Source organism: Alloalcanivorax venustensis ISO4 (assembly GCF_015356855.1).
Taxonomy (GTDB): Bacteria; Pseudomonadota; Gammaproteobacteria; order Pseudomonadales; family Alcanivoracaceae; genus Alloalcanivorax; species Alloalcanivorax venustensis.
The window spans coordinates 1-11509 of record NZ_ARXR01000054.1; the positions used below are offsets into that span (position 1 = coordinate 1).

The 11509-nt window shown below is 69.5% G+C and carries 10 protein-coding genes; 5 read left to right on the top strand and 5 right to left on the bottom strand.

From position 1 onward, the window contains the following. Positions 1-188 precede the first annotated feature (188 nt). The 4 genes from ISO4_RS16125 (at position 189) to ISO4_RS16140 (ending at position 5511) form a co-directional block, all read left to right on the top strand. Positions 189-977 (top strand): TenA family transcriptional regulator, encoded by a 789-nt coding sequence (locus ISO4_RS16125; RefSeq protein ID WP_194856889.1) that lies wholly within the window; start codon positions 189-191, stop codon positions 975-977. 614 nt (positions 978-1591) lie between these two features. Next, a complete protein-coding gene (gene hrpB / locus ISO4_RS16130; RefSeq protein WP_194856890.1) occupies positions 1592-4027 on the top strand; it encodes an ATP-dependent helicase HrpB in 2436 nt (811 codons plus the stop codon). Between the two features lie 66 nt (positions 4028-4093). Beyond that, complete coding sequence (locus ISO4_RS16135; protein WP_194856891.1) at positions 4094-4879, top strand: thioesterase family protein; 786 nt, start codon at positions 4094-4096, stop codon at positions 4877-4879. Beyond that, positions 4879-5511, top strand: a complete 633-nt coding sequence (locus ISO4_RS16140; protein ID WP_194856892.1) for a 1-acyl-sn-glycerol-3-phosphate acyltransferase — start codon at positions 4879-4881, stop codon at positions 5509-5511. Before ISO4_RS16135 ends, ISO4_RS16140 begins: the two co-directional genes overlap by 1 nt. Before the next feature lie 18 nt (positions 5512-5529). On the opposite strand, the gene ISO4_RS16145 is transcribed toward ISO4_RS16140, so the two are convergent. Then, the gene (locus ISO4_RS16145; protein WP_194856893.1) at positions 5530-6756 is read right to left on the bottom strand and encodes a GAF domain-containing protein; all 1227 of its coding nucleotides are present in this window, start codon (positions 6754-6756) and stop codon (positions 5530-5532) included. A 141-nt stretch (positions 6757-6897) separates the two neighbouring features. Between ISO4_RS16145 and ISO4_RS16150 the strand changes: the two genes are divergently transcribed. Further along, on the top strand, positions 6898-7161 hold the full coding sequence (locus tag ISO4_RS16150) for an acyl-CoA-binding protein (protein WP_194856894.1): 264 nt from the start codon (positions 6898-6900) through the stop codon (positions 7159-7161). On the opposite strand, the gene secD is transcribed toward ISO4_RS16150, so the two are convergent. From secD to ISO4_RS16170, 4 genes are all read right to left on the bottom strand, one after another. Then, a complete protein-coding gene (secD, locus tag ISO4_RS16155) occupies positions 7152-9422 on the bottom strand; it encodes a protein translocase subunit SecD (RefSeq protein ID WP_194856895.1) in 2271 nt (756 codons plus the stop codon). The genes ISO4_RS16150 and secD overlap by 10 nt on opposite strands. A gap of 61 nt (positions 9423-9483) precedes the next feature. Continuing rightward, the gene (locus ISO4_RS16160) at positions 9484-9849 is read right to left on the bottom strand and encodes a hypothetical protein (RefSeq protein WP_194856896.1); all 366 of its coding nucleotides are present in this window, start codon (positions 9847-9849) and stop codon (positions 9484-9486) included. A gap of 72 nt (positions 9850-9921) precedes the next feature. Next, positions 9922-10872: a DMT family transporter gene (locus tag ISO4_RS16165; protein WP_323745401.1), complete on the bottom strand. Its 951-nt coding sequence runs from the start codon at positions 10870-10872 to the stop codon at positions 9922-9924. 2 nt (positions 10873-10874) lie between these two features. Continuing rightward, on the bottom strand, positions 10875-11330 hold the full coding sequence (locus ISO4_RS16170; protein WP_194856897.1) for a CopD family protein: 456 nt from the start codon (positions 11328-11330) through the stop codon (positions 10875-10877). Positions 11331-11509: the final 179 nt, after the last annotated feature.

Genomic DNA, 11509 nt, shown 5'->3' on the forward strand with positions numbered 1-11509 from the left:
GGCCGCCGGGCACTGGCGCCGCCTGTTCGAGCATCTCGCCTACCGGGACCAGGGCGCCCCCGGCGCCGCCGACCTGGCCGCCCTGCGGCGCCGTCGCCGCGCCGTGCTGGCGTCGCTGGCGTCGCTGGCATCGCCACGGAGAGCGCAGTAGGCTCTTGGCTGGCACGCTGAATAACAAGGAGAACAGCATGGCCGTGGCCCGCTACAAGCAAGCGCTGACGCTCACCGAACACGCCCCCTGGGCACAACGGTTCTGGGACGCCCTGGTGCCGCTCAAGGACCGCGTCGCCCGCCATCCCCTGTTCGTGGAAATGGGCGACGGCTCGCTCTCCCTGGGCCGCTTCCGCGACGCGCTGCTGCACTTCTACCCGCTGGTGGAGAATTTCCCCAAATACATGGGCCTGGCCCTGGCGAAAACCCGGCCCGGCCTGTACCCCGGCCACGAAGAGACCAAAAACTGGCTGATCGGCAACATCAAGATCGAGCAGCGCCACGCCTACTGGTACCAGGACTGGGCCGCCGGCTTCGGCCTCGACACCGAACGCCTGGAATGCACCCGTCCACCGGCGGCCATGGACGCGGTCAACCAGTTCCTGTGGGCCACCGGCCACCAGGGCACCCTGGAAGAGAGCATCGCCGCCACCAACCTGGCCATCGAATGGGCCACCGGCGAATGGAGCCAGCGTGTGGTCAGCGGCATGAAGCACTACGCCGAGCAAGGCAGCGCCAACATCAACCGCCACACCATGGCCTGGCTGCGCGCCCACGCCAGCTACGACGACGCCCACCCCCACGAGGCCATGGAGCTGGTCAAGCGCCTGGCCACGGACCAACCCGCCCGCCAGCGCGCCTTCGCCGCCGCCCAGCGGGGCCTGGAGTACTACGTTCTGGCGCTCGACGACTGCTACCGGTTCGGCGAGGACAGAGATCAGGAAGCGGTACCGCTGCTTTTTGATGGTCCGGCGGATAGACAATAAACGCACCTCCCGAGGCTACGGGAAAGTTCTCTCCAGCCGGGGGCGCGGGTCTGTGTTATTGCCCTTCCGGGAACGCCGCGAGTACGTCCCTGTAGGCTCCCTGTCGGACGTCCTGTCCTCCAGGGTCCCGGAAGGGCAATAACACAGACCCGCTCCGGGGATAGCTTCTGACACTCCGGGTCATCGCTGGCACCGGAACATTCTACGAAGCGTGAGTTTTGTGGGAGCTTGCCTTGCAAGCGAAAGGGTGGCTTTAGCCACCCGGCAGGATTCCAGAGACGCTGTTTTCTGCTGCCGTTAGAAAGGTCTCTGGCATCCTGCCGGGAGCTTCGCTCCCTTTCGCGGGCAAGGCCCGCTCCCACAAGGCAAGCCCCCAAAAGCTGGCTGCCACAACCCCACTCCCAGAAAGGTTCTGCGCCAGCTAAGGCCCGTGGCGCCGGAATTTGCCCAGGAGCGGGTCTGTGTTCTGCCCTTCCGGGACCCTGGAGAACAGGACGTTCGACAGGGAGCGTACAGGGACGTATTCACAGCGTTCCCGGAAGGGCAGAACACAGACCCGCGCCCCCAGCTGGAGAAAACCCCGCCCGGAACGCCATTTCCGATAAGATACCGCCATGACTGACCCCCGATATTTTGCTCTGCCGGTGGACGCCGTGCTGCCGGAGCTGTGCCGTTGTCTGGAAGAGCAGGGCGGCGCCGTGCTGGAGGCGCCGCCCGGCGCCGGTAAGTCCACCCGCGTGCCGCTGGCGCTGCTGGACGCGCCCTGGCGCGGCGACGACCGGATTCTGGTGCTGGAGCCGCGCCGGGTGGCGGCCCGGGCGGTGGCCGGGTTCATGGCGCGGCAGCTCGGTGAACCGGTGGGGCACACCGTGGGCTACCGCACCCGGCTGGACACCCGGGTGAGCGCGTCGACGCGCATCGAGGTGGTCACCGAGGGCGTGCTCACCCGCATGCTGAGTAACGACCCGGCGCTGGAGGGCTACGCGGCGGTTCTGTTCGATGAATTCCACGAGCGTTCCCTGCAGGCGGACCTGGGTCTGGCCCTGGTGCAGGAGGTCCGTCAGGCGCTGCGCGAGGACCTGCGTTTGCTGGTGATGTCGGCGACGCTGGACGTGGGCCCGCTGGCCGAAGGGTTGGCCCTGCCCACGGTGCGCAGTGAGGGGCGGGTGTTCCCGGTGGAGGTGAGCCATGCGCCGCCGGGCCGCGATCAGGATGTCTGGGATCACTGCGCCCGCCAGGTGGAGGCTCTGGCCGGGGAGGGCACGGTGCTGGTGTTCCTGCCCGGGGTGGGCGAGATCGAGCGGCTGCGCGAGCGGTTGTCGGTGTCGATGCCGGTGCAGGTGCTGCACGGGCGCCTGGCCGGCGACGCCCAGGCGGCGGTGCTGGAAGCGCCGTCCGGGCCGAGGGTGGTGCTGGCCACCAATGTGGCGGAGACCAGTGTCACCATCGAAGGCGTCACCGTGGTGGTGGACAGCGGTCTGGAGCGGCGCCCCAGCTATGACCCGCGCCGCCACCGCAGCCGTCTGGTGACGCGCCGTATCAGCCAGGCCAACGCCGACCAGCGCGCCGGCCGCGCCGGCCGGCTGGGCCCGGGCCGCTGCGTGCGGCTGTGGGCGCGGGAAGAGGTGCTGGCCCGGCATATCGAGCCGGAGATCCACCAGACCGGGCTGGAAAGCCTGGTGCTGGATCTGGCGCGCTGGGGGTGCCGCGACCCCGATCAATTATTCTGGCTGGGCCCGCCGCCGGCGGGGCCGTGGCGGGCGGCGGTGCAGCGGCTGCGCGCGCTGGGCGCCCTGGACGGGCAGGACGCGATCACCGACCTGGGGCGGCGCCTTAATGATTTGCCGCTGGCGCCGGAACTGGCCGCGCTGGTGGTGCGCGGCCGCGACGCGGGCCTGGCCGCCAGCGCCGCCCGGGTGGCGGTGCTGCTCAGCGAGCGGATGCCGGGCCTGGACCGCCAGGTGGACTTGGCCGAGCGGCTGCGCCGTTTCACCGCGCGCCCCGGCGACTGGCCGCTGCTTCAGCGGGCGTTGTCCCGGCTGAACGGCGACCGTAAGGACGGTTCGGCGCCGGACGGCGCGCTGGGCCCGCTGCTCGCCGACACCTTCCCCGATCGGATCGCACGGCGCCGGGACGGTGAGGAAGACCGTTACCTGCTGGCCGACGGCAGCGGTGCCCGGCTGCCGCCGGGCTCGCCCCTGGCCGGGCGGGAATGGCTGGTGGTGCTGGACACCGACGGCCGGCCCCGCGATGCCGTGATCCGGCTGGCCTGGGCACTGGGGCCGCCGGAGGTGCCGGCGCTGCTGGCCCGGCACGCCGAGTGGCGGGACCAGGTGGCCTGGGACGACAAATTGCAGAAGGTGCGGGCGGAGCGCCGCTACGGAGTGGGCGCCATTGCCGTGGAGAGCCAGCCGCTGCCGTCGCCCTCGCCGGCGCAGGTGGAGCAGGGGCTGCTGGACGGTGTACGCCAGCAGGGCCTGCGGGTGCTGCCCTGGACCGAGGCCACCCGTCAGTGGCGGGCGCGGGCGGCCTGGCTGCACCGGCTTGAGCCGGAACACTGGCCGGCCATGGACGACGACACCCTGCTGGCCGAGCTGGAAACCTGGCTGCTGCCGTTTCTGGCCGGCCGCCGCGCCCTGCGGGATCTGAAAAACCTGCCGCTGCTCGACGCCCTCAAACTGCGGCTGGGGCCGGGCCAGGCCGGCGAGCTGACACGGCGGTTGCCGGAGCGGGCCACCGTGGCGTCCGGGCGGGCGGTGACCATCAACTACGAGGCCGAGGGCGGGCCCCGTCTGGCGGTGAAACTGCAGGAGTGCTTCGGCATGGAGAGCCTGCCGGCGCTGGCCGAGGGGCGCCTGCCGCTGACCGCCGAACTGCTGACGCCGGCGGGCCGACCGGCGGCGATCACCGCCGATCTGGCCGGCTTCTGGCGCAACGGCTACGGGCAGGTGCGCAAGGAGCTGCGTGGCCGCTACCCGAAACACCCCTGGCCGGAAGACCCGCTGGCGGCGCCGGCCACGGGACGGACCAAGGCGCGCGGAGGCGGCTGAGCGTTTCGGTCCTTTCCTTGGGCGCCCGGCTCTGCTATCAATAGCCGCTTTCGGTGGGAGCGCATTATGAAATTTGATTCCATTATTGATGCCGCCGCCGGGAACCGGATGACGGTTCCCGAGGGCTGGGGGCAGGGCAGAGCCACGTTCGGTGGCCTGGTGGGCGCCATTCTGATTCGTCATATGGACGCCCATCTGGGCGCCGACGCGCCGCCGTTGCGCAGCTTCACCATCTCGTTCGTGGCGCCCATGGTGCCGGGGCCGGTGGACCTGGAAGCGACCACGCTGCGCGCCGGCAAATCGGTCACCCAGGTGCAGGTGATGGCCCGCCAGGAGGGTCAGGTGGTGGCCACCCTGCTGGGCAGCCTGGGCCACGGCCGCGAGTCCAGCATCCGCGTGCCGGGCCCGGAAGCGCCGCGCTGGAAGGCGCCGCAGGACTGCTTCAAGTTGCCCTACATGGAGGGCCGGTCGCCCACCTTTCTGCGCTTTTTCGACATGCGCATTGCCGGCGGCAATATGATCTTCTCCGGCGCCAAGGAGCCGGATTTCCACGGCTATATGCGTTTTGACGAGCCCGGCCAGACCCAGGACGCGGCCACCCTGGCGTGCCTGGTGGACACCTGGCCCGCCGGTGTGCTGCCGATGCTCAGCAAGCCGGCCCCGGCCAGCTCGCTGACCTGGACCATGGAATTGCTGGAGGACCCCCGTGAGCTGGAGCCGGTGGACTTCTGGCAGTACCAGGTGATCACCGACTCGTTCGCCGACGGCTATGGCCAGTGCCAGGCCACCGTGTGGGATGATCGCGGCCGGCCGGTGGCGCTGAGCCGCCAGACCGTGGTGGTGTTCGGCTAATGAGTACCGATCTGCGGCCGCTGACCCCGGACGCCATCGGCGCGTCGGTGCCGCGCCGTGGCCACTGGCTGGTGGCGGCGCTGGGCCGCGCGGTGTTGCGCCTGATCGGCTGGAAGGTGGTGGGCGAGCTGCCGAACGTGCCCCGGGCGGTGATGATCGCCGCGCCGCACACCTCCAATTACGACGGTCTGGTGGGCGTCAGCGCGATCCAGGGGCTGCGGCTGGATATTCGGTTCATGGCCAAGCACACCCTGTTCCGGGGGCCGGCGGGCTGGCTGCTGCGGGCGCTGGGCGGGATCCCGGTGGACCGCGCCCGCTCACGGGGTCTGGTGGAAGACACCAAGAACCTGATGACCGGCGGCCAGCCGTTCTGGCTGGGGATCACGCCGGAGGGCACCCGCACCGGGGCGGAGCAGTGGAAAACCGGCTTTCACCGGATCGCCGTGGACCTGGAATTGCCGATCATCGTGGTGACCTTCTGCTACCGGCGCAAGCAGGCCCGTATCCTCGATGCGTTCTGGCCGAGCGGCGATCAGCAGACGGACATGGACGCCATCTACGCCATGCTCGACGACGTTCAGCCGGCCCATCCGGAGCGGTTGTCCGGGCCGCTGCGCCGGCTGCGCCAGTAACCGGCCGACAAAGATCGTCTAGCCGGCTTCCTGCCGGTGGCGGCGGATATACTCCTCACGGCCGACGGCCGCCATCAGCGCGTAGGCCAGCGGTGACGCCAGCGATTCCAGCAGCGTGCGGGTGTGGTCGTCGAACGGTTCCAGCGCCGCCAGCTCGATCACGCCCAGCGCCTGGTCGCCCTGCCAGATCGGCAGAAACAGCAGCTCGCCGGGCCGCACCGCGCCGTGGGCGATCTCCAGATCCAGGTAGCCGGCCGGCACATTGTGCCGCACGGTGACGCCGGGGCCGCGCTCCAGCGCGCCGCCGAGCAGGCCGTCCACGGGCACGTTGTCGCGCTCCCGGGCCTGCTGGTTGAGGCCGCGCGCCGCTTCCTGGCGCAAGCGGTCGTCGTCCAGCCGGTAGGCGGCGCCGGCGATCGCCTCGGTGCGCTCCAGCATGAAGGTCAGAGCCTGATCCATCAGCACTTCCACCCGGGGGTTGCCGGCGATGTGCGCCATGAATTCATTCAGCGTGCGTTGCCGCAGCGCTTCCCGGTCGGCGTTGTCGCGCCACTGGCGCAGCCGCGCCGACTCGCGGCCGAGCAGCAGATTGTTGGCGTAGGAGCCGCGCGCGCTGGCGTCCAGCATGTAGCCGTTAAGCGCGCACACCACCAGCGGAAAGCCGTAGAACAGCATCAGCGATACCGGGTCCACGTCCCAGCGTTGCAGCAGCGCCACGGCCAGGGCCACCACCAGCGAGCCCAGGCACCAGAACAGCGTGCGCGTGGGAGGCAGGCGCAGAATCGAAAAGCCGATGATCAGCACATAGATGGTTTCGAAGGCGGCCACCTGGCCGAGGAAGGTGCCGGCCAGATGCAGCGCCCCCAGCAGCGTGCCGGCCAGGGAGGTCATCAACGCCAGCCCGATCAGGGTGGTCACCCAGTCCGCCAGCGCGTCCACCTTCACCGCCACGAACAGCAGCGCCAGGGAAATCGCGATCGGGTAGACGCCGTAGGCCATCCACAGATCCCGGTTGTGCTCGTCCGACAGCAACGACACCGGCACCGATACGATCAGGAACAGGACGATCAGAATATACAGCGAGCGCTGGATCAGCTTGGCCGCGCGGCGCTCGGCGTAGTCGCGGTAACGGTCTTCCAGGGAACCGGGAAAGCGCACCCACAGGGTCTGGACCGCCTGCTTGAGATCCCGCTCCTGGCGGGCGTCCAACTGTGACGCGGACTTGGAAGTGGTGGAACTCGTCATCGGGGTCCCCTTTATTGTTGCGCTGTCCCGCGCTGTTGTTCAAAGTAAAACAGCGGGCCGCGTCGCCCCCCGACGGATCGCGGCCCGTGGAGCCCTTGAGCGGCTCCCTAAGAATCAATAGCCAACTAACAGGTGAGAATAATGGCCGATAAAGCCCAGTTTGAACAGGCCCAGAAGGACGTTAAAACGCTGTCCAAAAAGCCGGATAACGACGACCTTCTGTTCCTCTACGCCCACTACAAGCAGGGCAGCGCCGGCGACGTGTCCGGCAAGCGCCCCGGCATGCTGGATATGGTGGGCCGGGCCAAGTACGACGCCTGGGCCAAGCTCAAAGGCATGAGCGCCGACGACGCCATGCAGAAGTACATCGACAAGGTCGAAGCCCTCCTCAAGAGTCATAAATAACCGCTCCCACTCTCCAGAGAGGCGGGTTCACGAGCAGCGGGCCCCTCTGGAGAGAACCACCGCTCTAAAAACATCGCCATCGGCGCGGCGATGAACATCGACGAACTGGTCCCCACCACGATCCCGAACAGCACCGGCAGCGCGAAGCTGGCCACCGCCGGGCCACCGGCCAGCCCCATGGGCAGGATCGCCAGGAAGGTGGTCAGCGACGTAAACAGCGTGCGCCGCAGGGTCTGGGTCAGGCTCAGGTCGATGATGTCTTCCAGCGGCCGCTCCGGGTCCAGCGCCCGGTTCTCGCGCATGCGGTCGAACACCACCACCTTGTCATTCACCGAATAGCCGATCAGCGTCAGCAGCGCCGCCACCGTGGTGAGATTGAACTCCAGGCCGGTGAGCACCAAAAAGCCCAGCGTCTTGCTCAGGTCCAGCCCCAGGGTGATCAGCGCCGCCCAGGCGAAGTGCGGCGCGAAGCGCAGACGCAGATACACCAGCATGCCGGCGCCGGCCAGCAGCACCGCGAGAATACTGGTCTCCACAAAGCCGCCGCTGACGCTGGGGCCGACCACGTCCAGGCGCGGGAAGCCGGCCTCCGGCGACACCGCGCTGAGCGCCGCCTTGGCGGCCTCGATGCGGGCGTCGCTGTCGGCGCCGGCGGGCAGGCGCAGCAGATACTGGCCGTCGTCACCGAAGCGCTGCAGGCTGCCTTCCAAACCCGAGGCGGCCAGCCCGCTGCGCAGGGTGTCGATGGTGGCCGGCGTGTGCACCTCCATGGCCACGCCGCCCTGGAAGTCGATGCCGGTGTTGAGCCCCGGCCAGGCGAGGGCGCCCAGGGACGCCACCGACAACACCAGGGACAGCACGATGCCCCGGCCGCGCACCGCCATAAAGCGGATCGGCCGGCGCCGGCGCTCCGCGCCCAGCCAGTCCGGGCCGGGCAACGTGAGCGTGCCCCGGGTCCGGCCGCGCAGCCGCCACTCCATCAGCAGGCGGGTCACCGAGATCGACGTGAACAGCGACACCACCAGGCCCACCGCCATGGTCACGGCGAAGCCGCGCACCGGGCCGGCGCCGAACTGGAACAGCAGGCCCACGGCGATCAGGGTGGTGATATTGGAGTCCAGAATGGTGGCGTAGGCGCGCTGGAAGCCGGCGCGCAAGGCGCCCTGGCCGCTGCGGCCGCGACGGGCCTCTTCACGGATGCGTTCGTTGATCAGGATGTTGGCGTCCACCGCCATGCCGACGCTGAGAATCAGCCCGGCGATGCCCGGCAGCGTCAGGGTGGCGCCCAGCGACGCCAGCAGGCCGATCACCAGACCCAGGTTGATCACCAGGGCGGTGTTGGCGATCAGCCCCCAGCGCCGGTAGGCGAGCACCATGAACGCCAGCACCAGGGCGGCGCCGATCAGGCCGGTGGCCACCCCCATGCGAATCTGGTCGCCACCCAGATCCGGCCCCACGGTGCGTTGCTCGACCACTTCGAGCGGCGTCGGCAAAGCGCCGGCGCGCAGCAGCAGGGCCAGGTCGCCGGCCTCGCGGGCGTCGAAGCCGCCGCTGATCTGGCCGCGCCCGGCGGTGATCGGCGAGCGGATCACCGGCGCGGTGATCACCTTGCCGTCCAGCACCACGGCGAACGGGTCGCCCACATGGTGGGTGGTGATCTCGGCGAATTTTCGGGCGCCCTCGTCGTCCAGCTGGAAATTCACCACCGGCTGGCCGGTGCGCGGCTCGAAGCCGAGCCGGGCGTCCTCCAGGTTGCCCCCGTCCAGCAACGGCAGGGGTTTAAGCGGGTAAACACGGTCGCCCTCGCTGGCCGGCAGCCGGCGGGCCGGGGTGCCCGGTTCGGCGAGCAGGTGGAAGCTGAGTTTGGCGGTGCGTCCCAGCAGCGTTTTGATGCGCTCCGGGTCGGTGACGCCGGGCAGTTGCACGACGATACCGTCATCCCCCTGGCGCACGATCAGCGGCTCCACCACGCCGGTTTCGTTCAAGCGGCGGCGCACTACCTCCAGGCTGCGCGCCACCGCGTCGTCGCGGATTTCGGCTTTTTCACGGCCGCTTTTGCCGCGCGTCAGATCATCGGTGTCCACTTTCAGCAGCAGGTGCGAGCCGCCCTGCAGGTCGAGCCCCAGGGTCAGGCTGTGCGACTGATAGGCCGCCGGCAGGGCGCTCAGCCAGGCCGGTGGCAACAGGCTGGGCAGGGCGGCGCCCAGGCCCAGCACGATCACCAGGCCGTAGGTCACGGCCCGGATCCAGAATCGGTTCATAGCGGGTGTCTCTAAACGGTTGTAAACCGCCCGAAGCGGGCGGGCTCAGGCCGATAACCGGTTAGAGAGGGGGCGCCCGTGGGGCGCTGTTTTGGTAACGGGGAAAGCGCGGCGCCGGCGCCGGCACGGCCACCGCCCGGGGCGGGCCGGCGGTGCCTGGAAGCGTCAGCGCCAGGGTGGCGAGCGGGGCCTGGGTCGGTTCCCAATCCCAGCCCGGATCGTCGCCGCTGTCACGGCGCTGCCACTGGCCGCCGGCGTCGCGGGGCAGGGCCTGCCCGAACAGGCCGCCGTCGTCCACCAGTGCCGGCGAAGAGGGCGCCGGCGCGGTGAGCGCCTGGGCCGGCCACACCGACAGGCCCACCGCCAGCCATAGCAGCAGCGCCCAGAACGGGAAGGCGCGGCGGAAGGGCGGGCGTGGAGCGGTCATGGGCGTGGTCGCTGTGGGAAACGTCATGATGCTAGGCCGGTGCCGGCCGGCGCGCAAGCGTCACCGCGCGGCCTACGTCAGCCACTGCTTGAGCACCCGGCGCACGCTGGCCCAGCGGTTGACCACCAGGGACAGGAAGATCAGAAAGCAGCCGCCCACCTGCACCGCGGTCATGGTCTCGCCGAACCACAGCGCCGCGAACAGCGCCGTCCACATCGGCTCCAGCACCATGATCACCACGCCGTGGCTGTGCACCGACAGGCTCTGGGCGTAGGTCTGCACGAAGAAGCGCGCGGCGGTGCCCACCGTGGCGCTGGCGATCACCCAGCCGGCCATCACCGGGGTGAAGGCGCCGAACGCGGCGGGCCAGTCTTCCAGAATCAGCGAGCCGGTGCCGGTCACCAGACTCACCGTGAACAGCACCACCGTGGTCAGCGCCAGCGCCGGCACCCGGTCGCGGGTGGTCACCTGGCCGGCGGCGCCGGTGATGGTGGCGCTGTTGGCGGCGCGGGTGTTGAGGGTGAAATAGAGCGCGAAAATGCAGGCCGCGGCGACGAAGAACAGCTGCCCGGGTTCCGCGTGCAGGCCACCGCGCAGGGACAGCAGCGCCAGCCCGGCGGCGGCCACCGGCAGCGCCACCCAGGTGCTGGCCGGCGGCTTTTCCTTGAACACCAGCCGCGCCATCACCGGCACCAGCACCACGCCCAGACTGGTCAGGAAGGCGCCTTCGCCCACATGGGTGCCGAAGTGCAGGCCCATGATCCAGAAGCTCATCGCCAGGCCGAACACCAGCCCGACCCTGGCACTGCGCTGGTACTGATCGGCGCTCAGGCGCAGCAGTTGCCGCCAGCCCACCAGCGCCAGCACCAGGCCGGCGAGCAGAAACCGCAGCGCCATGAACAACAGCGGCGGCATCAACAGCACCGCCTCCTTGGAGAAAATCCAGCTGACGCCGGCCAGCAGCGTCACCGCCACCAGCAGCAGGTCGGCCTTGCCGGATCCGCCGCCGTTCTGCGCGCTCACGGTTAGAGGTACCGCCCGCCGGAGGCGATCACCACCACGATCAGGCCGAGAATCAGATTGATGCCCACCAGCTTGCGGATCTGACCGACGCGGCGCGCGCCTTCGCTGGCGTCGTTATCGGCCACGGCCTGCTTCAGGCGGCGGAACGGCGCGAAGTAAACGTGGGCGAACAGCAGCATCATCAGAATGCCCAGGCCGATCATGGCGTGGATGTGCCACTCCACATTGGCCATGCCCTTGTAGACGCCGAACACCATGCCGAAGCCGGTGGCCAGCAACAGCACCACCGCCGCCCACACCCAGCGGAAGAACCGCTCCAGGGTGGCCGCCCACAGCGCCGGGCGCCGGGCCGGGTCGATCACCTGCACCACCGCCGGGCGCATGGCCAGATAGGCGTAGAACATGCCGCCCACCCAGACGACGGCGGCGAGCAAATGCAGGGCGAGGGGAAGGGCCATAGCGATAACCATGAAGGGCTCCGTGGTCGGGGGAATTCGGGGGCGCATAGTGTAGCAGAGCGGTGGTCCGTATCGGAGACGCGGTGCAATGGTGGGGCCTTGTGCGAGCGGGCCCCGCCCGCGAAAGGCCGGTGTAACCGGCCGGCGGGATCCCAGAGACCTTTCTCTCCAGAAAGCCC

What these genes read in the sequence shown, in the direction of transcription:
- ISO4_RS16125 (WP_194856889.1), top strand. Translation starts at nt 189, where the DNA reads ATGGCCGTGGCCCGCTACAAGCAAGCGCTGACGCTCACCGAACACGCC.
- hrpB (WP_194856890.1), top strand. Translation starts at nt 1,592, where the DNA reads ATGACTGACCCCCGATATTTTGCTCTGCCGGTGGACGCCGTGCTGCCG.
- ISO4_RS16135 (WP_194856891.1), top strand. Translation starts at nt 4,094, where the DNA reads ATGAAATTTGATTCCATTATTGATGCCGCCGCCGGGAACCGGATGACG.
- ISO4_RS16140 (WP_194856892.1), top strand. Translation starts at nt 4,879, where the DNA reads ATGAGTACCGATCTGCGGCCGCTGACCCCGGACGCCATCGGCGCGTCG.
- ISO4_RS16145 (WP_194856893.1), bottom strand. Translation starts at nt 6,756, where the DNA reads ATGACGAGTTCCACCACTTCCAAGTCCGCGTCACAGTTGGACGCCCGC.
- ISO4_RS16150 (WP_194856894.1), top strand. Translation starts at nt 6,898, where the DNA reads ATGGCCGATAAAGCCCAGTTTGAACAGGCCCAGAAGGACGTTAAAACG.
- secD (WP_194856895.1), bottom strand. Translation starts at nt 9,422, where the DNA reads ATGAACCGATTCTGGATCCGGGCCGTGACCTACGGCCTGGTGATCGTG.
- ISO4_RS16160 (WP_194856896.1), bottom strand. Translation starts at nt 9,849, where the DNA reads ATGACCGCTCCACGCCCGCCCTTCCGCCGCGCCTTCCCGTTCTGGGCG.
- ISO4_RS16170 (WP_194856897.1), bottom strand. Translation starts at nt 11,330, where the DNA reads ATGGCCCTTCCCCTCGCCCTGCATTTGCTCGCCGCCGTCGTCTGGGTG.